Raw genomic sequence first — 26,150 nt, forward strand, 5'->3', positions numbered from 1 at the left:
TTATGGATTAATTGAATCTATAAAGCTTTTTTTAACCATGCTCCTACTTCTTCTATACTTTTATAAATAATATTTGCATTAGTAGGAAGATGCCCCTGATTAGGTAACATTAACATTTTTACAGATTTATGTTGTTGTTCCAGGGCCGTATATAATTCATATCCTTGAGAGCTTGGTACCCGAACATCATTTTCCCCATGGATAATCAAAAGAGGAGTGGTGATCTTTTCAACGTGTGAGATAGGAGCCCTTTCTATATATAGCTTGTCAGCGCTCCAAAAAGTATTTCCTAAATATTCCACGTAATAATCAGGGATATCACTTGTACCGGAAAATGAAATGAAATCAGTATTTCCAGCACCCGAAATCGCCGCTTTAAAACGATCTGTCTGAGTAATAATCCATGCAGTCATATAGCCACCAAAACTCCAGCCCCCTACAGCAAGATGATTTGGATCTGCAATATTTTTTTTTATCAAATGATTAACCCCTGATATAATGTCTTGGTAATCACCACCACCAAAATCAGCAAAATTAGCGAGACGAAATGTTTTTCCATAACCTGTACTGCCTCGTGGATTAGGCTGAAAAACAATGAATCCTAAATTCAGTAAATTACTAAGGCATGTAGTTGGATCAATCATTTGACCATACTCATCACACCCTTCAAGGTAACGTTTAGCCCAAGCTTGAGCAGGTCCACCATGAACCGCAACAAATAAGGGGTATTTCTTCTCTTCATTATAATTAATTGGGGTAACCAACAGTCCTTCAATCACTTTTCCATCCGACGAATTCCAATGAATTACAGAGGTTGTTCCTGTATTTTTTTTAACTGAACTTTGAAAATGGCTGACTTGTTGCAGTTTAAATGGAACTGATTTACTAATAAATGCCTCAGGCGCAGCAGATACTGTTTCATATCCAAAGCCAAAAACTTCGTGGCTACGGTTAAGAGTGATAGTTAGCGGTTCAATAAAACCATCCATATTTGAAATAATTTTAGAAGGGATATTTTGATTAATATTCAATGCATAAATTAAATATCCTAATGTTTTATAGGCATCTAGAACAAAAATCTGATCACTTGATGCACTCCAACCCATTATCCCGGGATTTTCATTAGGCGTATTTGCCAAACAGTGAGTGCGCATAGATCTGTTATTTAAAATACAAATACGATTATTTAGATTCACATCATTATTTAATTGTGTTGCAAATTCAGATGGCTCAACATTAGATGAAAATGCGATCCATTTACCGTCAGGAGAATATGAAGGTTGGGTTCCTGTATGATTTATTGTATAGGGAACATTTTTAATGGCATGAGTTCGTAAGTTGAGAATGCTGATTTTATTTTGATTGGAATAACGTGCGCCTATCTGTGGTTGAAAAGAAAAGACAATTGATTGACTGTCTGGGGCCCAATCAAAATCAGTTACCTCATAATTTGCCTGGGTTAGTAGGTCTACGGTATTCGTCTTACCTAAAAAAAATCGGTATAGTCTATGATTCCTATAGTTCTTGCTAATATCAATGGGACTCAAAGATTTTTCTGACTTTGTAGTATTTTCTTCAGCAGTAAATGCAATAGATAATCCATCTGGAGACCACTTAAATGAACTAATATCTGCTTTGAATTCAATTAGCTTTTGGGTGGTATGTGTTTTAACATCTTCAATCCAAATGCTTTGAAAAACTTTGCCATCTGAAAGATAAGCAATAGCTTTGCCATCAGGGGACCAATTTAAAGATGAGATTGCATTAATTTTATTAGAAATAGAAACATGACCAACCTTATCTATAATATGTAAGGAATAGTCCCATTTTTTTTCCAAGCTATCTGGCTTTGACTGAAAGACATTGATTGCAACTTGCTGACCATCAGGTGAAGCCAAAACCTGAGAAATACGTTTAAATGAAAAAATATTATTTTGTTTTCCATAAAATTTCTGGTTTTCATTAGCATTTGCTATGGATAGAATTAAAATAAGTAATAGTAAAATTAATTGTCTGTTCATCTATAATTTTCCTCATTGATCTGATTTTACTTAGTCCTATTCCCAATAGTTTTTTTGGTGGTATCAAATGATTTGAATCCGAACGTATATTACTTGAATGAGACGGTTAAATAATTCTATTCTGGCCTACCATTTGTTTGGTTAATTATACTTATTGTTTCATAATCCGGGTTAATGTCGCATGAATAATTGACGGGTTAAGAGCAAGTATGCAACCAGTTAACTGTCTTTTATTAATCCATATTTGATTTGTTAGGACATAAAAAAGCTCCATCAGAGCAAACTGACAGAGCCTTTTAAAAGTGTTGATAACTAGCTTACTTGGCAGCAGCGGCTTTCTTTTCCTTTTCTTTGGCAATCACTGCTTCAGCTACACTGTTTGGGCAAGGAGCATAGTGAGAGAACTCCATAGAAAATTGTCCACGACCAGAGGTAAGGGTGCGTAAAGTGCTAATGTATCCAAACATTTCTGAAAGAGGGACATCGGCCTTAATGCGAACACCTCCGGCACTTGGCTCCTGGCCAGAGATCATGCCGCGACGGCGGTTTAAGTCACCAATAACATTACCTACATCATCTTCGGTACTGTAAACGTCAACTTTCATAATTGGCTCAAGCAATTGTGGTGCGGCTTTTGGTATGGATTGACGAAAAGCACCTTTTGCTGCAATTTCAAATGCAATCGCCGAGGAGTCAACGGGATGGAAACCACCATCGGAAAGGTTAACTACCACATCCAACACAGGGAAGCCTGCCAATGTACCTGTGCCCATCATGGAACGGAACCCTTTTTCAATTGCAGGGAAATATTCTTTAGGAACGTTCCCACCCACAACGGATGTGACGAAAGTGAATCCAGTGTTTGGCTCACCCGGTTCAATAGTATAGTCAATCTTACCATATTGACCAGAACCACCTGATTGTTTCTTGTGGGTATAACTGTCTTGAATCGATTTGGTTATGGTTTCCCGGTAGGCAACCTGGGGTTGACCTACTATTAATTCAACATCATAAGTACGCTTAAGAATATCCACTTTAATATCAAGATGTAATTCACCCATACCACGAAGAATGGTTTCGCCAGAATCCACATCAGTTTCAACCCTGAATGTTGGGTCTTCTGCAACCATTTTACCAATAGCAATACTCATTTTTTCAGTTGAGCCTTTGTCTTTTGGAGTAACAGCAATAGAGATAACTGGCTCAGGGAACACCATCGCTTCAAGTGTACATTCTTGTTTGGGATCACAAAGCGTGTGACCGGTTCGAACGTTTTTCATGCCTACGATAGCTATAATGTCGCCTGCTTCAGCACTTTGCAATTCATTACGTTCATTGGCCTGCATCTCAACCATACGGCCGACACGCTCACTTTTACCGGTAAAGGAATTTAGGATGGTATCACCTTTATTAAGTTTTCCTGAGTAGATACGTACGAACGTTAGCGCACCAAAACGGTCATCCATGATTTTAAATGCCAGAGCGCGGAATGGTTCATCGGGAGAAACGACAGCGAATTGGCCATTTGGTTTACCTTCAGCATCTGTTAAAGGCTGAGGGTTAACTTCGTGAGGAGCAGGCAAATAATCAACTACTGCATCAAGTAAGAGTTGCATTCCCTTGTTTTTAAAGGCAGAGCCGCAATAAGTTGGAAAGAAAGCTAATTCGAGTGTACCTTTGCGGATACAACGCTTAATGTCTTCTATTGAAGGTTCTTCCCCTTCCAGATAAGCCATCAGCAATTCATCATCCATTTCAAGCGCTGTTTCGATTAGTTGATTGCGGTACGTTTCAACATCGTCAAGCATATTGGCTGGTACGTCGGTAATGGTATAGTTTTCTGGCTGGCCAGTTTCGTCCCAAACATAGGCTTTACGAGTTAGCAAATCGACAACACCTATGAAGTTATCTTCAATACCGATGGGTAAGGTCATAATTAACGGATTTGCACCTAATACCTTTTGCACCTGTGTGGTGACTTTCAAAAAATCAGCGCCAATACGGTCAAGTTTGTTTACGAAGATTAAACGAGATACTTTTGAATTGTTTGCATAGCGCCAGTTGGTTTCTGACTGAGGCTCAACCCCGCCAGAACCGCAGAATACGCCGATGCCGCCATCGAGTACCTTCAGGGAACGATAAACTTCTACGGTGAAGTCAACGTGTCCAGGGGTATCGATTACGTTGAATCGAGTACCTTTCCAGAAGCAACTTACCGCTGCTGACTGGATGGTGATACCGCGCTCCGCTTCCTGTTCCATGAAGTCAGTTGTTGATTCACCTTCGTGAACTTCACCGATTTTGTGGATTTTACCAGTTAACTTAAGAATACGTTCGGTAGTGGTGGTTTTTCCGGCATCTACGTGGGCGAAGATACCAATATTTCTGTATAGGTTTAAATCAGTCATAGCGCTCTTAATAAATTTATAATGGATTAAAAAATAGTCACGAAGTATACAGCATATTATCAGGATTTGCAGCATATCCGTGTATGGAGGTAAAAAAATTAGTGAGTACTCTAATCAGTCGGTAATACGGTAGATTTTATTTGTCTCATAAGCCTAATACTATTTCAGCTAAACGCTTTCTAAATAAGAGCGTTCAGGCAGTTCACCCTGTTGTAGGTAGACTCTGTTTTCGAATATAATTAGTTTCTGTTTGGCAGATTTATTGGCTCAGGTACAGAACCGACATTTTAAAAATTAATCGACTATATTATCTCATCTACGGCACAATAAGGTGTACTCGAATTACACCATCAATGCTTTCAATAAGTCGGGTTAATAAATCGGAGTCCTTCCTAACACCTGATATGTCAAGGAGATTAACTGCTATATTGTCACGGGATGTATTAACCATGCGTTCAATGTTATAGCCTGACTGTGAAATTTTCTGGGTAAAATGAGCAATAACACCAGGCTTATTGTTGTTAATAATTAACAGACGATTAACGTTCGGCATGCCCATTGCAGGAAGAAAGGTGTCAGGAAAATTAATCGAATGCTCTATAATGCCAAATTCCAGATAGTTACGGATATTACGGATCACCATTTCTGCTGAGTTTGCCTCTGCCTCAGCTGTACTTGCTCCTAAATGAGGAAAGCTTAAAACGCCAGGGTTCTTCGCCAGATCCGGGGTTGGGAAGTCGGTGATATAACCTAACATGCTACCTCTTTTTAACTGATCCAGAATTGCTGTTTCATTGACTACCTGTTCCCGGGAAAAATTCAGTAATAAAGAGTGGGGTTTGAGCTGATGGATATTATCTTTATTGATTAAATTAGTAGTATCAGCAACTAATGGTACATGCAAGGTAATCATATCTGCATTGGACAATACTGTATTCAAGTCCACTACGCACTCTATAGTTGGCATTAAGGCCAAAGCGTTATATAGAGTCATGTGCGGATCATAGGCTATGACCTTCATACCCAATGCAAGTGCTGCATTGGCTACTTTAACTCCAATATTTCCCAAACCAATAACACCGAGTGTTTTCCCTGAAATTTCATGTCCAACAAACTTCTTTTTTTGCGTTTCTATTTCACGACACAGTGATTCTTTATTGTGTTCTCCTATATGTGATAGAAAGTTTCTTGCTTCATCCAGGTGACGATAGCCAATTAACATGGCAGCCAATACCAGCTCCTTAACCGCATTGGCATTAGCACCAGGAGCATAAAATACGGGGACTCCAAGCTGGGTAAGATAAGCCACAGGGATGTTATCGGTACCGATACCTGCACGCCCAATCGCTTTTAATTTATCTGCAAAACAATGTTTATGTAATTGACGGGAACGAACTAATATCACATCAGGGTTATCAAAATCAGTAGCGATTTGATATTCGGGGGACTCCAGTAATTTAATGGCTTTTTCGGATATATTATCAAGAATTTGGATGGTGAACATTATCAGGCTCCTTAATTAATACCAGACCTTTTTTAATCGCATCTAATCCTGCCGCGTAACTGGCCTTGTCTTCCCCTGTAAGATTTTGTTGTTCTTCATTTGTCAAGCCCAAGGCAAGTACTGGCATTATATTGGTTTGTAAAATATAAAAATCAGAATGTGTCTGCACCCAGGCTTTAGGATTTAGTCCGGCATAGCCAACAAACCGGGTCACGAAGTCTTGTGCTTCCCAATCACTAAAACCATCTCCTAATAACAAAGATCGCTCATTTTCTTTTAAAACATTTGCAATGCATATGCTTTTACCGTTGGCTTGAGTTAATTCATTTTTCTGGTCAAATCCCTGGTAAGAACCATCATCATTAAAATATATATCAACGGCAAGTACCCTGTCCGGTTGAATACCCAGATCTTTTGCCATAGGAACTATGGCAGACTTAATACCTCCGGAAATTATAAATATTTTTTTATCAAGGCTATGAAAAAGTCTGATAACCTCTTTAACCCCAGGGGTAAGGTGGGTACTGTAGTTTGCAGCCAGTTGCTTAATTTGCATTTTGTTTGGCCTAATATAATCCAGGCGTTTCCTATAATCCGCCAGATTTAAGCCTGTTGTCGACATACAGCGTTTAGTAATTGCCTTCACTGGCTCTGCCACATCATTCATACTTGCTAGTAAATCGATTCCTTCAATGAGTGACAACGTACTGTCACAATCAAAAAAAAAGACATCTATAGGAGACTTGGGCATCCATGATTCAGGTCTAATATGAAGCATAAAAAAAACTCCATTAATGTGCCAACAGATTGTGAGCGAATAATTTTCAGCAGGGACATATCCTATGACCGAGGGCTGATTGCATCATCGTAGATTACAGCTGCATCCAGTAGGCGTTAGAAAAATCCAGTTTTATCTATTCATTTTATAATTAGCTCCGCATCCTGTGGTGATGACACGAATATCCAATTGTGAAACTATTATAGTATAGTAGACTTTGTTCGCAGACCGTTGGGTACTTGTCAAATGACTGCGTTTTTTATTGACCGAAGTATCCTTATAAATGGCCGCGGATTACCTGGTGCTTTATCGCCAGGATTTAGTGCCCATCCAGTTAGGTAAGGCTCTACAGTTTTTGCTTGAATGTGTGGGCCAATAGCATAGTCCTCAGCAGATCACTCACGATGAGGTATATGCAATTCCCTTTAAATTTAATGCGTTAATATAGCGGAAGCTAATTTATTCTTGACTCAAATGGGTTCTTCGTTCCTGCATCGTTTCAACACTATTAATCACGGTTTGGTGACAAATTTCCATCATCACCGGAATCTCTTTTAATGGGGTTCCTTCGTGAATAGTATAAGCAATTAAAAAACTGTCCTGCCAAACCTTCTCATTCTTTCGTGTTTTGGCTTTAGCCCAGAGAGCTACCCATAAAAAATGAAACTCCCATTTATCTCTGTTACGTTCCATTTCTTCCACAAAAACAGCATCCATAGCATTTTCTAAACGACACACTTTCACTCCATCAATAAAGCTGCTGTTATGATTGACAATTTTATCGATAGTAGGGTTTTCTATATACCAGGACTCTGTGAACGATTTATTCTTAAGCCAGGATTTCGAACGGTGTAACGATTCCTGAATCATTTCTTGAGTAAAGGGAGTGATTTGAACGCTTAATTGATCAAAAAGATATTGTATATCTAGTTTGTTGGGTCTTAAACGTATCCCTAACAATTCCTGAACTTCCAGAAAGTGCAAGTAAGGAACATCACCACGTTCCACAGTTACTGCTAAATAATGCTCGACCATTAACTCAAAATAATTAATATCTACTTCTCGTAAGGTCACACTTTCTTCAAATGCTTGCCTGTAATAATCAGCTACTTCAGCTGCGGGTATAATGGGAGTTATCCATGCATCTTTTAAGCCTAAATTATCTTTTAATAGCAAGCCGCAAAGCCTGTTCTTTCTGTTTTTACGTACATGAATAAAAATACCTTGAGACCCTGTTCCATCTACTTCCGTAGCCTTGATGTCCATTTTGGCAAGGATCGGTTCTGGCTCAAATACAACCCCCTTTTTACGTTGATTTTTTATCCATCGGTCAAACATTCCATAATAAGATTGTGCGTACCAGTATTTAATGACTTGTAATCGGGATAATGAAATGGATGACAAAGTAACTTTATCCATCAACTGATCCAGAGTAGCCAATGCTATCTCTCTAACTTCTGCTTTAGGATGCAAAAGGGTAAGGAGTGCAATATCCTGTCCTTCTTCGATACTGTACAAGTCAAGTATTAAATCAGCAAAAAATTCGGGAGGCATTGCATAGCTTTGGGCAAAAAAATTCTCAGCTATGTCAAAAATAGAGAGATCGGATAACTCATGAATTAAATCTCTAATGGATTCTAAATGAGAAATCTGATCGACCTCATCTTCAGTATCTTCTTCCTGGCTCGCCAATTCAAAATAAGCATCTTTTAACTCTGGAGTTAATTCAACATGTACTTCATAAAATGCATTTAAAACAGGCAACCAAAAGCTTAAGGTATGTTTATTGGTATTGATAATTTCTGCCAAACGATTCATTAATAGAATGAGTGACTTGGCAGTTATTTTATTGTTAGCTTCTGTTGCAGCTTGCAATTGAGCAACACAAATATCTAAACCAAAAATACAGGCGGAATAGATTGGAGGACCATCATTTATTAACTGCTCATCTAAATTGTTAATAAGCTCTATCAACTGAAAAGCAAATTCCGGGTGTTGGAAAAAAAGAGCATATAATTGAGGGTCGGGATCATCATTTTGTTCAATTAATACTGCCATTTCGGCAACCAGGCGATTCAATTCTGCAGGATCATGTGTCATACTTTTATAGATACCTGTCTTGGTTTCCGATTTTCATCTATGGCAACAAAAACAAAGACACCCTCAGTCACTTGATAGCGCTCAGCTTGAGTTGTTGGAAGTGCCCATACCTCAACCCCTATAGTCAGCGATGTATTGCCCTGTTTGATTAACTCGACGTGACAGCTGATTACATCACCAACATGAACTGGCTTTAGAAAGGTCATTGAATTAATTGCAACTGTTGCAACTCGCCCCTGAGATAATCGTTTTGCCAAAACCCCAGCGGCCAGATCCATTTGGGAGACTATCCATCCCCCAAATATATCTCCATTTGCATTTGTACTTAAAGGCATTGCCAAGGTTTGAATTGTCAACTCTCCTTTAGGCACTCTTGTCATTTTTAACCACCCCGTTTAAGTCTGGACAAAGCATCTGCCATAGCAGTATTAAAAACAGTTTTCTTAACAGGCTCAGCCTTTTTAGACGGCTCCGGTTTTTTCTTAACTTCCATTTTTTTAGCTTGAGGTTTCTTTTTGGCTGGCTGGTGCCTGGCTGTTTGTTTCTGATCGGGTGATGAGGCGTTTTCTTCACCTAACTTCATACTCAGACCAATACGTTTCCGCTCTTTATCCACTTCAACTACTTTAACTTTTACTATGTCACCGGCCTTTACTACAGCACGTGGATCAGTGATGAAGCGATTAGTCATGGCTGAAATATGTACTAATCCATCCTGATGCACACCTATATCTATAAAAGCACCAAAATTAGTAACATTACTTACCACGCCTTCAAGAATCATCCCTTCATGCAAATGGTTGATGTCCTCAACACCTTCTTTAAATTGTGCTGTCTTAAATTCAGGTCGTGGATCTCGTCCTGGTTTTTCCAGTTCACGCAGAACATCTCTGATCGTAGGCAACCCAAAGTTTTCATCAACATATTGATCCGCATTTACGCTGTGCAATATTTCTTTATTGCCTATAACTTGAGAAATACCTACTTTCTTATCTGCAACAATTTTTTCTACCAGAGAATAAGCCTCGGGATGAACGCAAGATGCATCCAAGGGGTTATCCCCATTCATAATGCGAAGAAAACCAGCAGCCTGTTGAAAAGCTTTTTCACCCATTCTATTGATATTTTTTAACTGATTTCTGTTCTCAAAGGCGCCGTGTTCGTCTCGATATTGCACTATATTCTTGGCCAGCGTATCGTTAAGACCAGAAACATGAGTAAGTAAGGCAGCTGAAGCCGTATTAATATCAACCCCTACCGCATTCACACAGTCCTCAACAACTCCATCAAGGCATCGAGCAAGCCGTGTCTGATTGACATCATGTTGATACTGACCTACCCCGATGGATTTTGCCTCTATTTTGACCAACTCAGCCAATGGATCCTGTAACCTACGGGCAATTGATACAGCTCCTCTTAAAGTAACATCTAAATCGGGGAATTCATTAGCTGCTATTTCAGAGGCTGAATAAACGGATGCACCAGCTTCACTAACAATAATTTTGCTAAGCTGCAAATCAGGGTACATTTTTATCATGTCAGTAACCAGACGCTCTGTTTCACGTGAACCAGTGCCATTACCTATACTGATTAAGTTTACCTGATGTTTCACGGCAAGCTTCGCCAGCTCAGCAAGCGATTGGTGCCATTCATTTTGTGGAGCGAAGGGAAAAATAACTGTGTAATCAAGTAACTTACCGGTAGCATCAACGACCACAACTTTCACGCCAGTCCGAATTCCAGGATCAAGTCCTATAGTTATTTGGGGACCAGCTGGAGCAGCTAGCAATAAATCTCGCAAGTTTCGGGAGAATACTTTAATTGCTTCTTCATCTGCCATTTCGCGTAAGCGCGTCAATAGCTCCAGCTCTAACTTGGTGAATAATTTTACTTTCCAGGTCATGCGGACTGTATCATATAACCAGCTATCGGCTCTTCTTTGCTGATCCTCAATTTTGAAATAGGCTGCTGTCTTGTTTTCACCATAATTTACATCAGTTTCTGGTAAAATAAGATTTACTTGCAAAATACTCTCACGTCGTCCACGAAATAGAGCCAGTGCACGGTGAGAAGGAATTTTTTTAATAGCTTCGGAGTAAGCAAAATAATCCGAAAACTTGTTGACTGCTTCTTTTTTCTTGCTACTACCCACTGATTTAACTAGAGCGTGTTGCCATAGGTATTCCCGCAATTCATTTATCAGCTCAGGATCCTCAGCAAAATGCTCCATTAAAATGTGTCTGGCCCCTTCAAGAGCTGCTTTTGTATCGTCAAAACCTGACTCTGAATTGATGTACTTGGTTGCCTCTTCCTCTGGATCCAGATCAGGATTGTTCCATAGTGCAAGAGCCAAGGGCTCTAACCCTGCCTCAATTGCTATTTGCGCCTTAGTGCGTCGTTTAGGCCTGAAGGGTAAATATAAGTCCTCCAGACGCGTTTTAGTATCTGCTGCCAGAATACTTTGCTCTAACTCGGGAGTTAATTTTTCTTGTTCACGAATTGATTGTAAGACAACAGTTCGTCTCTCATCCAGTTCACGCAAATAAATTAATCTCTCGGCGAGAAAACGTAACTGCACATCATCGAGGCCTTCAGTTGCTTCTTTACGATAACGAGCAATAAAAGGAACTGTTGCTCCCTCATCCAGCATACGAATAGCAGTCTCTACCTGCGAGACTTTGACCTTAAGTTCCTGTGCAATAATCGCAGCTGACGCCAACATCTCTTGAGCCATTCACATCCCCGTAAAACATGATAAAAAACCGCCACATTATATACTCATCGCAGTCCATATTGCGATATAAAATATGTCCAAACTACAAACAACAATGCTACTTCATCCCGATTATACCGAATTTACGCCTTTCTAACACACCATACACTATCTTTAATCGCCTTCAAACCTCTTTGAAACAAGAGATCATGAGGGTCTTGTAGCCGCTCAGAAATTTTTAAGCACTTAATTTCTGAACACTGCTTTTTATATAGGTTGGATACATCTTCACCAGAGATGCTATAGGGAGGGCCTTCTAATTTTTCTTGGTTGTAACTTAATGTTTTTAACAAGATAGCTCCACGTGGCTTAAGCCATTGGAGGCACCTGTCTACATAATCTGGTCTCATTTTAGCTGGAAGGGCAATTAAAGCCGCTCTATCATAAATGGCATCGACTGGTGCGATTAAAGAAGACTCCAGGGCAAAAATATCGCCAACCCATAAACTAATAGCGTCAGTGTAATAATGATATATTTCCCCTGTTTTTTCTTTCTTGAAATGCAGTTGATGTTCTGCAGCAAACTGGATTACAGCCTGCTCGCTCAGCTCGATACCAACCACTTTAAATCCTTGCTGGGAGAGCCAAAGCATATCAAGACTTTTTCCACACAAAGGAACAAGTACACGCATCCCTGGCACCATATGTAATTCGGGCCAATAGGTGATTAAATCTCGATTAATCTCTTCCTTGTGAAAGAAGGTTCGCCCTTCACGCCAAATATCAGCCCAAAATTGTTGCCCTTTATTCACTCAACGGTCACCGATTTAGCAAGATTACGAGGCTGATCCACGTCGGTGCCTTTGGCAACAGCCACATGATAAGCTAATAGCTGCAGGGGAATGGTATAAACTATGGGCGCAATCCATGTTCCACAAAAAGGTACCTTGATTAATCGAGCCCCATTAGGCTCCCACACTTGTCCATCATCAACAAAAACAAGTAACTGCCCACCACGAGCACTCACTTCATGTAAATTAGATTTTAATTTATCCAAAAGCTCATCATTGGGTGCCACCGCAATGACCGGCATGTCCTTATCAACCAGAGCTAAAGGACCATGTTTTAACTCTCCTGCTGGATATGCTTCCGCATGAATATAAGAAATTTCCTTTAATTTTAAAGCACCTTCCAGTGCTACAGGATACTGCACGCCACGACCTAGAAATAATGCATGAGACTTATTAACAAATAAAGCAGCCAGGGACTCAATTTCCCCATTCATCTTTAATACTCGCTCACAGCAAGCCGGCAATTCTTGTAGTTGTTTTAATACTTCTTGCGAACGCTCATCGGGACAAAGAGCAGCGGCTAACATCAAAAATGATGCGAGTTGAGTAGTAAATGCTTTGGTTGATGCCACACCAATTTCAATACCTGCACGGGTCAAAAAGACACAGTCTGCTTCCCTTACCATGGTACTTGTTGCCACATTACAAATGGCTAAGCTAGCCAAATAATTCATGTTTTTTGCTTTATATAAAGCAGCTAAGGTGTCTGCTGTTTCACCTGATTGAGAAATAGTGATAAACAAAGTCCCATTGGGAACAACCACATCGCGGTAACGATATTCACTGGCAATTTCAACCTGTGTCGGAAATCCAGCCAAAGATTCAAGCCAATACTTAGCAATCATCCCCGCATGATAACTGGTTCCACAAGCCACAATATGAATTTGTTTTACCAAAGGAAACACATGCGAGGCCCGTTCACCAAAACTGGCTTTAAGTACTTCTGGGCTGCTAATACGACCTTCTATGGTATCACTCAATACTCTGGACTGTTCAAATATCTCCTTAAGCATAAAGTGCCTGTAGGGGCCTTTACTGACGATTTCAGAATCATTAGTTAACGGATGCGAAAGTCGTTCAACAATTTTACGAGAAGAGTCATAGAGCTTTATCTCATGTGCCGTGATAGTAGCACTATCACCCTCTTCTAAATAAATAACCGATTGGGCAAATGCCCTTAAAGCCAGAGCATCAGAAGCAATAAAATTCTCTCCGATACCAAGTCCCAGAACCAAAGGACTGCCTTTTCTAATTGCAACTAAATCGAGGGGTCGTTGTTGATGAATGACCCCCAAGGCAAAAGCACCGTGCATCTCGGCTGCCGCGGTCTGAACGGCCAATAATAAATCTTCATGCTGCAGGTAATGAAAGTGAATTAAATGAGCGGCTACTTCAGTATCTGTTTCAGAGGTGAACTGATAACCACTTGAAATAAGGCGCTGGCGTAAATTATCATGATTTTCAATGATGCCGTTATGAACTAAAGCAATCTGGCCATGAGATAAATGAGGGTGAGCGTTTTGCTCTGAGGGTTTGCCGTGTGTCGCCCAACGGGTATGAGCAATCCCGGTATTTCCAGCAACCGCAGTTTCCTGCATTGCATTAGCCAGGTTTTGTACCTTCCCCTGCATCCTCACTCGCTTTAAACGGGAGTGATTATCAATTACAGCGATACCCGCTGAGTCATAACCTCTATATTCCAGTCGGCGTAATCCTTCCAGCAAAATTTTGCTAATATCGCGTTCTGAAACACCACCCATAATCCCGCACATAATCACTCCTAATTAGCAACAACTCTGTAAATTGACTATTTTTTTCTCCAGGACAAAAAACCAACTCTTTGTCACCTTGGAAATCTTAAGTCTTATTTTGTCGATACCAGTTAAATTCAGAACAGATAAAGGTTGTGATAACCACCTATCTGACATCACGTATGTGGCTCATAGACATCACTATTCTGAAGTGTATCAATAGAAAAAAAGAATTATGCCATAAACCTTCGTAAATCACTAAAGCAAACGATAAATTTGCCTGAACAACTGTAAAAAGCTGTCCAGACCATTAAACTGTTCATTAACTGGAAGAATCAGGTGCCTCACAGTTCACTGAATATCCATGATCTTTCATCGCCGTACAAATTTCAAATGCCAGATAATTATGCGCTCTGGTGGTTGGATGAATTTCATCCCAGAATAAATAATCTTGTGGAAAATCACATAGATGATAATTGCTCTCGCCAACTAAAAACTGAGGGTCTCTATACTGCAATAAATGAGCATAGGTTAACACGTAGTTTCTGGCGAACGGAGTGTGAGCTAAAGCACCCAGCATAGGGAACTTCACATCAATGCATGCCTCAGAAATATTGGAAAATCCATATTGCTCAGGATTATTTAATGCCTTTGCCAAGTATCGTTCCGTATCTATAAATAAGAAATCAGCTTTGGGATATTGTTTTTGCCATTCATCCATGCGTATTGCCAAACGTTGGTTGTGCTGATCCACCGCATCATTTAATACCTGTCTGTCTGTTGTTTTGACAAATTTGGGTGTTTCTCCAATGTGGGGAACCCCCATAATAACAAAACGTTTAGCCCCTGCCTGCTCTAATTTCAAAACAGCGGCAGTTAAATTTTCAAGCACATTATCTACATAATTGCTCATGATGGTGGTGTTATAATTATCTTCAAACAACAAAACATTTAAATAATCATTACTACCAGAGAACACAAAATATACCGTTTCGCTATCTAGCTGAGTATGCTCCAATAAGTACCCTTGAACGGTAAAGCCTAGGCTTGGAGGAATCAATTTACCTATAATTAATGTTTTGATTGTTCCCAAAGGATGGCGAATCAAATTCCATACCGTCAATTGGTAGTCGTATGTAGCAGCCCACCCCCCACCAAACGCCACATTAATATAAACATCTTCATCACTTTTTTGTATCGCCCACATTTGGGCTAAGTATTCATTCCATACTCGGCCATTGGAAAATCTTGAGTTCCAATATGGAGCACCAGGTAATATGGGTACCCGTTTGATTTTACCTACTAAATTAGCAATATAAGGAGCTAATTCATTATCAAAAAAATTAGTTACAACATTGATGCCTGCATCAAGTACCATTTGAGGAACATAATAATCATTAGCAAAATCAATCATTTTATTGAGTACGAATACTTTAAACGGAGCAACAATAAAAGCCGGGTTTTCCTGTTGCCGCAGACTTCTAAGTAGACGAGTGGTATTACCTGTATCTGAAAGACTATCACCAAAAACAACCATTGACTTTACTGAGGTAGAAGCAAAGCTGGATAAGGGTATTATAAGTAAAATGAGACACAAAAAAAGACACATCCGTTTGTAATTGAGCATAATTCCTCCTTGAATTATCATGAAGCTAATAAAAAATTCTATAGCTTGATCAATAATCATACGACCGCAATTCAAGAATTGTCAATTTTCGCGCCACAAATAAAACGAGACCGGCTTTCCATATTGAATTTACATCCATAATTTCTGACTAAGTTCTGGATGACTTTATTGCCCGTAAGTGACGCACTAGCTCATAGGCAAGAGTGCATTTAATTCATTCCTATTGATTAAATTGTGAGTAAATGGTAATTTTTACCAAATATTTTTGTTGATTTTAGGTAATAATAAAGTGAAAGAAATAGTCATTGCCTCCTTTTATAAATTCGTTCCTCTATCCGAGTTAGAAACCATGCGCGAGTTCATGCTTGCCAAAATGCGTGACATGAGCGTTAAAGGAACCATTATTTTAGCTGCAGAAGGTATTAATGGAGGGTTTGCAAGCAGGCGTGAAGAAGTGGAGCTTTTTTATCAATTTATGCGCAGTGATTCTCGCTTTGCGGATTTGAATTTTAAAGAAACTTACGACGAAAAAAATCCCTTCGATAAAGCGAAAGTAAAACTTCGTAAAGAAATTGTCACCATGGGAATAACCAATGTAGACCCAACTAAATCAGCAGGTACCTATCTTAATCCCGATGAGTGGCATGAGTTTATCAAAGATCCTGATGTTATTCTGATTGATACTCGTAATGATTACGAATTTGAACTGGGCACTTTTAAAAACGCCATAAATCCATGTACAGAAAACTTCAGGGAGTTTCCTGAATATGTTGAGAAACATTTGCAGGATAAAAAAGGAAAAAAAATCGCCATGTTTTGTACCGGTGGTATCCGTTGTGAAAAATCAACTGCTTATTTAAAAGAACACGGATTTGAAAATGTCTACCACCTGCAAGACGGAATCCTTAATTACATCCAATCCATACCAGAGAATGAATCCCTCTGGGAAGGTGCCTGCTTTGTTTTTGACGATCGAGTAGCAGTGGATCACCAGTTAGAGCGCGTTTATCCTCAATTACCTCAGGATTATAAAGACGAGCGGTTTCCGAAATAACGTTCCTTTCTCTATCACTGACCGGTTATAAACGTATTGTTCACTCTAACGATACGTTTATCCTTTACATCAAGACATCTTGACCGGATAAAGAGGGGGTTAGAAGAAAAACTAAAAGTCCTCAATTTTCTGTACATCAGTTATAATATCTTTTTTCTATAGTTCAGGTGTCTCATGGCTACCAAAAAAAATTCAGATTCAAGTATCGCGCTGAATAGAAAAGCCGGGTTTGATTATTTCATTGAGGAACAGTTTGAAGCAGGTCTTGTTCTTGATGGATGGGAAGTAAAAAGCTTACGTGCAGGAAAAATTAATTTATCTGATGCTCATGTGATAATCAAATATGGAGAGGCTTTTTTATTGGGAGCACAAATCCAACCACTTTCTACGGCATCTACTCACTCCATTCCGGATCCAATTCGCACCCGTAAATTATTACTGAATAGAAAGGAGTTAAATCATCTGATTGGTAGTGTTGAACGTCAAGGATATACTATTATTCCACTCTCTTTATATTGGAAAAAAAATAAAATTAAAATTAAAGTGGCTTTGGCTAAAGGTAAAAAAGAACATGATAAACGGGATACTATCAAAGATAGAGAATGGCAAAGAGATAAATCACGAATAATGAAAAAAAATAATTAAAACAGGAGATACTCAATGAATATGGATCAAACGGCACCTGATTTTGAATTTAATGCCACCAACAATCTGAAAGCTCATCTCAGTGATTATAACGGAGAAAATGTAATCCTCTATTTTTATCCTAAAGACGCTACACCAGGATGCACTACTGAAGGACAAGATTTCAGGGATGCATATCCTCAATTCAGAGCCTTAAATGCGCAAATATTCGGTATTTCCAGAGACAGCTTAAAGTCACACGAAAATTTTAAAGCCAAACAAAATTTCCCTTTTGAATTAATCAGTGATAGTGAAGAGCATTTATGCCAATTATTCGATGTGATCAAAATGAAATCAATGTATGGGAAACAGGTCCGCGGCATTGAGCGCAGTACGTTTTTAATCGATGCAAAAGGAGTCTTAAAAAATGAATGGCGTAAAGTAAATGTCAAAGGACACGTAGACGAGGTATTAGCTGCTTTGAGATCATAAGCTTAACCGGCTTTAATTCATTTCCACCTGTTTAAACCCGTAGCCTCAGGCTACTGGTTTCTCCTGGTCTGCTGGCTACAGAATGGCGCACCAAGGACAGATGAAAATGGCTCAAATAGAATAAACCTAAATCAAACCACCTCTCATCGCCTTGGGACAACTGAATGACCGGTAGCACGAAATATATTGTTGAGCTAAAAAAAATACTTTTCATAGAATAATTAGTATCCTGTCAGAATCGCCGGGTAAGTGTCTGCCACTGAGTCCGGATTAATCCGAGCCGCGCGCGTCAGCAAGCGGAATTCTTTAAAAATATTCAAAATACCTATTGACACGGTTTTTCTGTAAAACTGATGTTTTTCCATATCAAACGTAAGTCATGCAATATGCATGCCCTAAGATCCCCAAGATCACAATGTAGCCCCTTTCACTAATAAAACATCTCCCTCCTGAGGTCAGATTTTTTCTTAGCCCTTAGTGGCGTTAAAACTCGAAAAATGCGTTCAAAAAAAGTCATGTTATGATTGCCGTATCAGCATTAGTAACGCAGTGGTAGATGATGAAACGCCAAGAAATCAAACAAGTTTTAGATGAGTTAACAAAAGATATCGATAGTCTTGCCGACAAAAAGGCCGTGACTATCATTAAGGTATTGGTTAATTTGGTCGAAATGCTTGCCGAAGAAAATGCTTTGCTCAGAGAGGAAAACCAAGTATTACGTGATGAGATAAACCGCCTTAAGGGTGAACAGGGCAAACCTAATATTCGCGGTCAATCCAAAGGTAGCAATGGCGATAATACAGGCAATTCCAATCATTCATCTGAAGGAGATCGCAATAAACGTGGTAAAGGGAACAATAAAAACACAGGCAAAGACAAAAAAAACGTACGTATTGATAGACGTGTTACGATTGCTCTGGACAAAGCAACGCTGCCAGATGACGCCAAGTTCAAGGGTTTTGAGATTCGAATCATCCAGGATCTAAAAATCATCACGGATAATGTTGAATTCAAGCTGGAAACGTATTACTCACCATCTTTGAAAAAAACCTTTATTGCGCCGATTCCTGGCGAATATAAGGGCAGTGAATTTGGTCCTGGGGTTAAAGCGCTGGTCATCACATTATACCGTGATGCAGGGATGACGGAGAGCGCCATTGAGCGCTTTTTAAAAACATGTGGTATTCAAATATCACATGGTAAAATTGCTTCCATGCTGACAGAAGGCAATGATATTTTTCATCAGGAAAAAGAAGATATTGTCGATGCCGGTAGCAACGCAGGCTTGTACCAGCAGATGGATGACACAGGCAGTCGTGTTAACGGCAAAAATCACTACACCCATGTTTTATGTAATGACTTTTTTACAGCATACTTCACTCGTCGTAAAAAAGATCGCTTGACCTTATTGGAGTTGCTGTGTCGAGACCAATTAAAGTTTATGTTTAATCAGGAGGCTTATGAGTTAATGGATGAGTTTGGTCTCGCAAAAAAATGGTTGGATCAAATTAAACCAATGCTGCATGCACAACCCCTCACACGTGAATCAATCGATAGTTTGATGGGAACACTTTTTCCAAATCCAAAAAAACACAGCACGAATCGACGCATAATTCTTGAGTCAGCAGCTCTTGCCTATTATCAGCACTCGAAATACTTCATCCATTATTTAATGACAGATGATGCGCCTCAGTTTAATAAATTGGCCCTACATCATGCGCTGTGCTGGATCCATGAAGGTCGTCATTATAAAAAACTCACTCCATTCTCAGATATGAATCAGAATATATTGGCTGTATTTCTTGAGCAATTATGGGATTTCTACCATGCATTATTGACTTACAAGACGGCTCCATCTCAATCAATGGCCCAACAACTATCAATGCAATTTGATACTTTGTTCGCAACCACGACAGGCTATGATGTTTTAGATCAACGCATTGCAAAGACACGTGCTAAAAAACAAGCGTTATTATTGGTGTTAGACCATCCATTTCTGCCATTGCACAACAATGCCTCTGAATTAGGGACACGGTTTCAAGCAAGGATACGCGACATCAATCTCCAAACGGTCTCCCAAAATGGCACCAAATCAAAGGATACGTTTGCCACGATTGTACAGACGGCCAGAAAACTGAAAGTTAACGTTTATCAGTATATTTACGATAGGGTGACTAAAAAATTTGAAATGCCATCATTGGCTGAATTAATCTTACTTAAAGTGCGGCAGGTTCCATGCACCACATAAGCATCTCGAGATAATTCCGCTTGCTGACGCGCGCGGCTCGGATTAGTCCGGGCTCAGTGGCAGACACTTACCCGGCGATTCTGACAGGATACAATAATTAATTAAATATTGTTACAATCAGTACTATTCTTTGCCTAAAAATTCCATCTTTAACAAGAGTGAACTATGTTTAACCGCAATATTCAGCTAATCATTGTGATTGCCAGCTGTGTACTGACCTTGATTTCCACGGATATTCTGTTGCCCAGTATGCCGCAAATCGCTCATTATTTCGCTGTTCCTCCAAGCGATGTCAAAATGCTTATTTCTATTTTTATGACAGGACAATTTGCTACAGTCCTTTTTTGGGGAGTTATTGCGGATCAATTAGGCAGAAGCAGAACCTTGCTAATAGGCATGCTGATTTTTTTTATTGGCTCTGTTCTTAGCGTTATCGCTCCTACGATTAATCTTCTTTTGGCCTGTCGTTTCATCCAGGGCGCGGGGGCAGTTGTGGTTCCGGTAGCAGGATGGGCCTTGATACAAGATCTTTTTCCCAAAGATGATGGCGCACGTATTATGTCCTGGGTTGGAACTCTCACGGCCGTTATTCCATTGTTCGCACCTGCAATTGGTGGAAAAATTGATGTTTTATACGGCTGGCATACTAATCTGTATTGCATTACCGTGTTTTCTGCGTTTGTATGCGTGACTATGATGTGTTCACCAAAACAACAAACCGCTCCAAACGCTGTAATTCCTACCCTAAAAGAACGAATGGGTATCTACAGTCGTATAATGAAGAATAAAACGTTTGTCTCTTATATCGCTCTTTTTGGCCTGTTAAACTGTGGGGAATGGTGTTTTCTCACCATGGCACCATTTTATTATGCCCATAAACAGATTGCTGCCGATCAGATGGGGCTTTTGTTAATGCTTACCTCCATGGGTTTCGTCTTCGGTTCATTATTAGCATCTCACTTGTTCAAACGAATAGGAATAGATAAAACCATTAATACAGGCATTCAGTTAGCAATAATCAGTAGTTTGCTTCTTATTACAGGTGAATACATGCAATGGAATGGGCACCAAATTTATAATGCGGTTGGTATTGGTATCTATATACTCAGTTCAGCACTTCTTTGGGGGGGTACCACCTCCAGAGCCTTGCAATGTTTTGATGATTATAGAGGTTCTGCCTCTGCTATTCGCAGTCTTATTTTACTTTGTTTTGCAGCTTTTGGTACTTACTCAGGCCGATTGGTCAGCCACGAAAAAATTTATCACGTAGGCTTCTTTCTATTTTTTATGGCCTTGAGTGCCTTGATTGTTTTTCATAACAAGGAGCTTAAAGGGGAACGTCTTGAAGTCGATGCAGTCTTTTAATTATAGGTCATAAAAGCTCTAATCAATCCATTCTATTAAAAAATATAATTCTTGACGTAACACCATATCCCTAAGCACAATGAAGATAGATCTTGAGGCTCAAGAGATCAATAACCAGCTCCCTTGAAAAACAAAAATATCAAGGCGGAGCAGAGCAACTTGAATCTTAAGAAATATTATTTTTAGATGATGGGGTGACTTATGGATACTGGCAAAACTGGACTTAAGCTGTTCGTGCTTGATACAAATATTTTAATGCATGATCCCACGGCTATCTATCATTTTGACGAGCACGATATTTATTTACCCATGGTGGTTCTGGAAGAATTAGATAGCCATAAAACAGGTACTTCAGAGGTAGCCCGTAACGTGAGGCAAACCAACAGGATGTTGGTGGAGCTAATGAGTAATTCATCTCATGAACAAGTAGTGTCGGGGCTTCCAATACCCAGTTTCGTTAATTCCCACAAAGAAAACAGCAGCGGCAGACTATTTTTTCAAACTGATGAGTTCGATCAAGTAATTCCCTCTACACTTCCTGGACATAAAGTAGATAATACAATCCTTGCTACTGCTTTAGGACTGCAGAAAAAATTCATGGGCAAAAAGCAAGTTGTGATCATTTCTAAAGATATTAACTTACGTATAAAAGCAGGGATACTTGGAATTCCTGCGGAAGATTATTACAACGATCAGGTGTTGGATGATGTTAATCTTCTTCATCGCGGACTACATATACTGGATAACAATTTTTGGGATACTCACGCCCAGGATATGGGTTCATGGCAGGAGAGTGGTAAAACTTTTTATCGTGTTTCAGGACCATTAGTACATCAATGGAATCCCAATGATTGCATTAGCACCGAAGATAATGAATTCCAGGCATTAGTAAAAAAACTGGATGGAGACAATGCAGTCGTTCAACTCGTTCGTGATTATACTCAGGCAAAACATTCCGTCTGGGGGATTAACGCCAGAAATCGAGAACAAAATTTTTCTTTAAATTTACTCCTCGATCCGGAGATTGATTTTGTTACCTTGCAAGGGTCAGCTGGAACAGGTAAAACTTTATTAACCATCGCTGCAGGTTTAACTCAGGTTCTGGATCAAAACCGTTACAACGAAATTTTAATGACTCGCGTTACTATACCCGTGGGTGAGGATATTGGCTTCTTACCTGGTACTGAAGAAGAAAAAATGACTCCTTGGATGGGTGCACTGATGGATAACCTGGAGGTATTGCATGGATCACAGGTAGGCGGAAGTTTTGGTCGAGGAGCCACACAGGATCTGTTACAAAACAAAATTAAAATTCGCTCATTAAATTTCATGCGAGGGCGTACCTTTTTAAATCGATATATCATTATTGATGAAGCTCAAAATCTGACCTCCAAGCAAATTAAAACTTTAGTTACCCGGGCAGGGCCGGGAAGTAAAATCGTTTGTCTGGGAGATATAAAACAGATAGATACCCCATATTTGACTGAAACCACCTCAGGTTTAACTTTTGCAGTAGATCGGTTTAAAAACTGGGAGCATAGTGCGCATATGACGTTAACTCGCGGTGAGCGCTCAAGACTTGCATTTTATGCCGCTGAGCATTTATAGTACGCGTTTTATGAGGATTAAAAATGACCGACCAAGCCATCACTTTTGATGACGTGCTACTTGTGCCTTCATACAACCACCATGAGTCAAGAAGGGTAGTTGAAACGACAAGCATCGACAGGTTAAGTAAATTGAGCCTGGATCTTCCAGTAATCAGTTCCAATATGGATACCATTACCGAAAGTACTATGGCTAACTTCATGAACAGTAAAGGAGCTATGGGGGCTTTACACCGTTTTATGAGTATTGAGGAAAATATTCAGGACTTTAAAAAATGTAAGGGGAGTGTTTTTGTATCGATTGGATGTACTGATACAGAATTACAAAGAGCCGAGGCATTACGTGACGCCGGAGCTGATTTTTTTTGTGTTGATGTGGCTCATGCCCATGCCAAGTATGTGGGTAAGACCTTAAAAAATTTACGCCGCATACTCGGTGACCGTTGTATCATGGCAGGGAATGTAGCCACATATGCCGGTGCAGATTATCTTGCTTCTTGCGGTGCTGACATTATTAAGGCAGGTATTGGAGGAGGCTCGGTGTGCAGTACTCGCATTAAAACCGGTTTTGGTGTACCTATGCTCACGTGCATCCAGGATTGCTCGCGCGCCGATCGTTCTATTGTAGCAGATGGAGGAATAAAAACCTCGGGCGATATAGTAAAAGCCTTAGCTTTTGGAGCAGACTTTGTCATGATAGGCGGCATGTTAGCGGGTACTGCTCCAACCCCAGGTGAAGTAATCCAAAAAGAAGATGGATCTAAAGTGAAGCGTTATCGTGGTATGGCATCCAGAGAAGCACAAGAAGCATTTCTCGGTCAAATTCATGAATGGAAAACAGCTGAAGGTGTAGCTGCAGAGGTTCCTTTTAAAGAGAACGCCGATGCAATCATTGCAGATATAGTTGGTGGATTAAGATCCGGACTAACGTATGCAGGAGCCGATACAATAAGCGAATTACAGCGTAAGTTAAATTACCTTGTTGTGACCCAAGCCGGGCGTATTGAAAGCATGCCGCATAAACTATTGGAACGGTAATTTTTTTTTCCTGTGTCGTATCTCTGAGGCGATGTCGTCCATCACTCAGAGATAAACTGCAAGGATAATCAACATCATGGACCGCTTGGACCAATATCACTTTCAAGACTCTCAGAGGGCTCTGGAGTTGTCTGTGTTTGCTCTGGTTTACTCTCTGGGAACTCTTCCTTACCTGTTGATTGCAGAGGTTCTTTCGGATCTGTTTCCGTATTAGGTAAAGCACTCATCGGAGTTGTAGGAGTTGCAGTCTCTTCCGGCGTAGGTGTTGGTGGGGTCATCGTATCACTTGTTGTATCCTGAGGGTCCTGTGGGATACTTGGCGCATCCTGGGGAATGCTTGGTGTATCCTGAGTATCCTGGGTATCCTGTGGCGTGCTAAGCTTATCCTGGGTATCCTCTGGAATTCCTGGTGTAGTCTGTTTAGAACTTGGCGGAGTCTGTGTATTGCCTGGCGTAGCCTGATTAGGATCATTATTCCCAGGATCAACAGGCTCATTGTCATTATCTGACTTATTACCTTTAACCTTCGCTACAATTTTATCGAATCCCTTTTGGATGGCTTTACCTAAAAAACTATTTATCGATTTATTTATACCGCTTATAGTTTCTTGCAGACCATCCACCAACCTCATCAAATCTTCGGGTTTTTTATCGTCCTTTTTTTTATCTCCAGACTGACCAGTATTTTTGGTTAATTGATCGGCAATATTACTCCCAACCGCCTTTGCAGCTCTTTTTAGCAGGCCAGGACGTTTCGGTTTACTTTCCGGTGCTGGACTTGTTGATCCTGGAGTTGGAGCTGAGCCTGTGTCAGTAGGCGTTGAAGAGCTACTGGTGTCAGGACCACTATCTTCTGGAGGATTGCTAGACATGAAATAAACCTCAAAATCTTATTCTATTAATTTAAAGATAGCACAACACGGCCAATTTGATGGCTGGAACTCATAAAAACAGATGCGCGCTCTTTACCCGATACATAAAACAGTGCAACAATAAAAAATATAACAGATTCATCATACCAAAATTTATCCTATAATGAGTGAAGGAATTAAGTAATTTACCTTAATTTTGCAAATAAATTCCGCGATTTTAGTATCCGAATTTGTTTCGTTTCGCTATATTAGATTTAAGCATTTAGCGATCGATAAAGGGTTACCATGAATAATGACGATTTTCGCTATATACGTCGAGGAAAACAGCTGTCTGGTCTAACCCAAGAAGAAATGTCCCTTCTTGAACCTATAGATAAACGGGGATCAGGATCTGAGCGGGCGTTACTTCTCCTGCACGGATTTTCTTCCTCCCCCGCAGTTTACCGCAAACTTATTTCACAAATAGAATATTATGACGCCATTGTCTGCCCCGTCTTACAGGGACATGCTGAGAGTATTGAAACATTCTCTCGATCTACTGCCAAAGATTGGCTTTCCACTGCCAATAAAGCCTGTGAGATATTATTCGATAACTACAAAAAAATTGATGTTTTGGGCTTATCCCTAGGTGGTTTATTAGCTTGCGAATTAAGCCAGCGATTTGCCTTAAATCACCTCTTTCTCCTGGCCCCCGCTCTCAAATTAAAGATGAATACCACCCTCATGTTAAAACTAGTCAAAACGCTCAGGTTTTTTGGCTTTTGTCAATTGCGAAACAACGCGGGTAACCTGATTTCCAATGAGCAGGCTGAAATAGCTTATCGAAAACTCCCTCTTACTGCCATCATTGAAATGCTTACTTTATCCAAAGAGTATCGCTGGATAGCACCAGTCTGTCCGACTGATCTCTTTTTGGGAGAGTACGATGACGTTGTTTCCTCAAACGAAGTAGCACAACTTTTCACCTCACTCCCTAATGCAACCATTCACTGGTTAAAGAATTCTGCTCATCTTTTACCGCTGGATAATGATTTTAAAGAAATTGTTCAATGCATTAATAAGGTCACTTCCAAACACTAAGAGTGTAGTCCGAGTTG

General features: G+C 39.9%; 19 protein-coding genes. 8 read left to right on the top strand and 11 right to left on the bottom strand.

The window, feature by feature from the left end; translation table 11 throughout:
* Positions 1-17 precede the first annotated feature (17 nt).
* The 10 genes from HRS36_RS16675 to plaC form a co-directional block, all read right to left on the bottom strand.
* On the bottom strand, positions 18-2,021 hold the full coding sequence (locus HRS36_RS16675) for an alpha/beta hydrolase family protein (protein WP_173238209.1): 2,004 nt from the start codon (positions 2,019-2,021) through the stop codon (positions 18-20).
* 317 nt (positions 2,022-2,338) lie between these two features.
* Positions 2,339-4,429 carry an elongation factor G gene (fusA, locus tag HRS36_RS16680; RefSeq protein WP_173238210.1) on the bottom strand — a complete coding sequence of 697 codons (2,091 nt, stop codon included), beginning with the start codon at positions 4,427-4,429 and terminating at the stop codon, positions 2,339-2,341.
* Between the two features lie 316 nt (positions 4,430-4,745).
* Positions 4,746-5,933, bottom strand: coding sequence for a 3-phosphoglycerate dehydrogenase family protein (locus HRS36_RS16685; RefSeq protein ID WP_173238211.1), 1,188 nt, complete (start codon positions 5,931-5,933; stop codon positions 4,746-4,748).
* Positions 5,911-6,711, bottom strand: a complete 801-nt coding sequence (locus HRS36_RS16690; RefSeq protein ID WP_173238212.1) for an HAD-IB family phosphatase — start codon at positions 6,709-6,711, stop codon at positions 5,911-5,913. The genes HRS36_RS16685 and HRS36_RS16690 overlap by 23 nt, the downstream gene beginning before the upstream one ends.
* A gap of 459 nt (positions 6,712-7,170) precedes the next feature.
* Positions 7,171-8,811 carry a hypothetical protein gene (locus HRS36_RS16695; protein WP_173238213.1) on the bottom strand — a complete coding sequence of 547 codons (1,641 nt, stop codon included), beginning with the start codon at positions 8,809-8,811 and terminating at the stop codon, positions 7,171-7,173.
* On the bottom strand, positions 8,808-9,191 hold the full coding sequence (locus tag HRS36_RS16700; protein WP_173238214.1) for an acyl-CoA thioesterase: 384 nt from the start codon (positions 9,189-9,191) through the stop codon (positions 8,808-8,810). Before HRS36_RS16700 ends, HRS36_RS16695 begins: the two co-directional genes overlap by 4 nt.
* Before the next feature lie 2 nt (positions 9,192-9,193).
* Positions 9,194-11,545, bottom strand: a complete 2,352-nt coding sequence (locus HRS36_RS16705) for a Tex family protein (protein ID WP_173238215.1) — start codon at positions 11,543-11,545, stop codon at positions 9,194-9,196.
* Positions 11,546-11,667: 122 nt separating this feature from the next.
* Complete coding sequence (locus HRS36_RS16710; RefSeq protein ID WP_173238216.1) at positions 11,668-12,336, bottom strand: thiopurine S-methyltransferase; 669 nt, start codon at positions 12,334-12,336, stop codon at positions 11,668-11,670.
* Complete coding sequence (gene glmS, locus HRS36_RS16715; protein ID WP_173238217.1) at positions 12,333-14,147, bottom strand: glutamine--fructose-6-phosphate transaminase (isomerizing); 1,815 nt, start codon at positions 14,145-14,147, stop codon at positions 12,333-12,335. The genes HRS36_RS16710 and glmS overlap by 4 nt, the downstream gene beginning before the upstream one ends.
* Positions 14,148-14,448: 301 nt before the next feature.
* The gene (plaC, locus tag HRS36_RS16720; protein WP_173238218.1) at positions 14,449-15,753 is read right to left on the bottom strand and encodes a lysophospholipase/glycerophospholipid:cholesterol acyltransferase PlaC; all 1,305 of its coding nucleotides are present in this window, start codon (positions 15,751-15,753) and stop codon (positions 14,449-14,451) included.
* A 289-nt stretch (positions 15,754-16,042) separates the two neighbouring features.
* Between plaC and trhO the strand changes: the two genes are divergently transcribed.
* The 7 genes from trhO (at position 16,043) to HRS36_RS16755 (ending at position 24,181) form a co-directional block, all read left to right on the top strand.
* Positions 16,043-16,807 carry an oxygen-dependent tRNA uridine(34) hydroxylase TrhO gene (gene trhO / locus HRS36_RS16725; protein WP_173238219.1) on the top strand — a complete coding sequence of 255 codons (765 nt, stop codon included), beginning with the start codon at positions 16,043-16,045 and terminating at the stop codon, positions 16,805-16,807.
* A gap of 174 nt (positions 16,808-16,981) precedes the next feature.
* Positions 16,982-17,452: an SsrA-binding protein SmpB gene (gene smpB, locus HRS36_RS16730; RefSeq protein ID WP_173238220.1), complete on the top strand. Its 471-nt coding sequence runs from the start codon at positions 16,982-16,984 to the stop codon at positions 17,450-17,452.
* A 15-nt stretch (positions 17,453-17,467) separates the two neighbouring features.
* Positions 17,468-17,923 (top strand): peroxiredoxin, encoded by a 456-nt coding sequence (locus HRS36_RS16735; RefSeq protein WP_173238221.1) that lies wholly within the window; start codon positions 17,468-17,470, stop codon positions 17,921-17,923.
* 556 nt (positions 17,924-18,479) lie between these two features.
* Entirely contained in the window at positions 18,480-20,171 is a 1,692-nt protein-coding gene (locus HRS36_RS16740) for an IS66 family transposase (protein ID WP_173235423.1), read from the top strand.
* A gap of 165 nt (positions 20,172-20,336) precedes the next feature.
* Positions 20,337-21,536 carry an MFS transporter gene (locus tag HRS36_RS16745; RefSeq protein ID WP_173238222.1) on the top strand — a complete coding sequence of 400 codons (1,200 nt, stop codon included), beginning with the start codon at positions 20,337-20,339 and terminating at the stop codon, positions 21,534-21,536.
* A 201-nt stretch (positions 21,537-21,737) separates the two neighbouring features.
* Positions 21,738-23,144 (top strand): PhoH family protein, encoded by a 1,407-nt coding sequence (locus HRS36_RS16750; protein ID WP_173238223.1) that lies wholly within the window; start codon positions 21,738-21,740, stop codon positions 23,142-23,144.
* Between the two features lie 23 nt (positions 23,145-23,167).
* A complete protein-coding gene (locus HRS36_RS16755; protein WP_173238224.1) occupies positions 23,168-24,181 on the top strand; it encodes a guanosine monophosphate reductase in 1,014 nt (337 codons plus the stop codon).
* Positions 24,182-24,255: 74 nt separating this feature from the next.
* On the opposite strand, the gene HRS36_RS16760 is transcribed toward HRS36_RS16755, so the two are convergent.
* A complete protein-coding gene (locus HRS36_RS16760; protein WP_173238225.1) occupies positions 24,256-25,053 on the bottom strand; it encodes a hypothetical protein in 798 nt (265 codons plus the stop codon).
* A gap of 285 nt (positions 25,054-25,338) precedes the next feature.
* On the opposite strand from HRS36_RS16760, the gene HRS36_RS16765 reads away from it, so the two are divergent.
* Positions 25,339-26,133, top strand: coding sequence for an alpha/beta hydrolase (locus HRS36_RS16765; protein ID WP_173238226.1), 795 nt, complete (start codon positions 25,339-25,341; stop codon positions 26,131-26,133).
* Positions 26,134-26,150: the final 17 nt, after the last annotated feature.

Origin of the sequence: Legionella antarctica (genome assembly GCF_011764505.1) — a bacterium.
In the GTDB taxonomy this organism is placed as follows: domain Bacteria; phylum Pseudomonadota; class Gammaproteobacteria; order Legionellales; family Legionellaceae; genus Legionella; species Legionella antarctica.

What these genes read in the sequence shown, in the direction of transcription:
- HRS36_RS16675 (WP_173238209.1), bottom strand. Translation starts at nt 2,021, where the DNA reads ATGAACAGACAATTAATTTTACTATTACTTATTTTAATTCTATCCATA.
- fusA (WP_173238210.1), bottom strand. Translation starts at nt 4,429, where the DNA reads ATGACTGATTTAAACCTATACAGAAATATTGGTATCTTCGCCCACGTA.
- HRS36_RS16685 (WP_173238211.1), bottom strand. Translation starts at nt 5,933, where the DNA reads ATGTTCACCATCCAAATTCTTGATAATATATCCGAAAAAGCCATTAAA.
- HRS36_RS16690 (WP_173238212.1), bottom strand. Translation starts at nt 6,711, where the DNA reads ATGCTTCATATTAGACCTGAATCATGGATGCCCAAGTCTCCTATAGAT.
- HRS36_RS16695 (WP_173238213.1), bottom strand. Translation starts at nt 8,811, where the DNA reads ATGACACATGATCCTGCAGAATTGAATCGCCTGGTTGCCGAAATGGCA.
- HRS36_RS16700 (WP_173238214.1), bottom strand. Translation starts at nt 9,191, where the DNA reads ATGACAAGAGTGCCTAAAGGAGAGTTGACAATTCAAACCTTGGCAATG.
- HRS36_RS16705 (WP_173238215.1), bottom strand. Translation starts at nt 11,545, where the DNA reads ATGGCTCAAGAGATGTTGGCGTCAGCTGCGATTATTGCACAGGAACTT.
- glmS (WP_173238217.1), bottom strand. Translation starts at nt 14,147, where the DNA reads ATGTGCGGGATTATGGGTGGTGTTTCAGAACGCGATATTAGCAAAATT.
- plaC (WP_173238218.1), bottom strand. Translation starts at nt 15,753, where the DNA reads ATGCTCAATTACAAACGGATGTGTCTTTTTTTGTGTCTCATTTTACTT.
- smpB (WP_173238220.1), top strand. Translation starts at nt 16,982, where the DNA reads ATGGCTACCAAAAAAAATTCAGATTCAAGTATCGCGCTGAATAGAAAA.
- HRS36_RS16735 (WP_173238221.1), top strand. Translation starts at nt 17,468, where the DNA reads ATGAATATGGATCAAACGGCACCTGATTTTGAATTTAATGCCACCAAC.
- HRS36_RS16740 (WP_173235423.1), top strand. Translation starts at nt 18,480, where the DNA reads ATGATGAAACGCCAAGAAATCAAACAAGTTTTAGATGAGTTAACAAAA.
- HRS36_RS16745 (WP_173238222.1), top strand. Translation starts at nt 20,337, where the DNA reads ATGTTTAACCGCAATATTCAGCTAATCATTGTGATTGCCAGCTGTGTA.
- HRS36_RS16750 (WP_173238223.1), top strand. Translation starts at nt 21,738, where the DNA reads ATGGATACTGGCAAAACTGGACTTAAGCTGTTCGTGCTTGATACAAAT.
- HRS36_RS16755 (WP_173238224.1), top strand. Translation starts at nt 23,168, where the DNA reads ATGACCGACCAAGCCATCACTTTTGATGACGTGCTACTTGTGCCTTCA.
- HRS36_RS16760 (WP_173238225.1), bottom strand. Translation starts at nt 25,053, where the DNA reads ATGTCTAGCAATCCTCCAGAAGATAGTGGTCCTGACACCAGTAGCTCT.
- HRS36_RS16765 (WP_173238226.1), top strand. Translation starts at nt 25,339, where the DNA reads ATGAATAATGACGATTTTCGCTATATACGTCGAGGAAAACAGCTGTCT.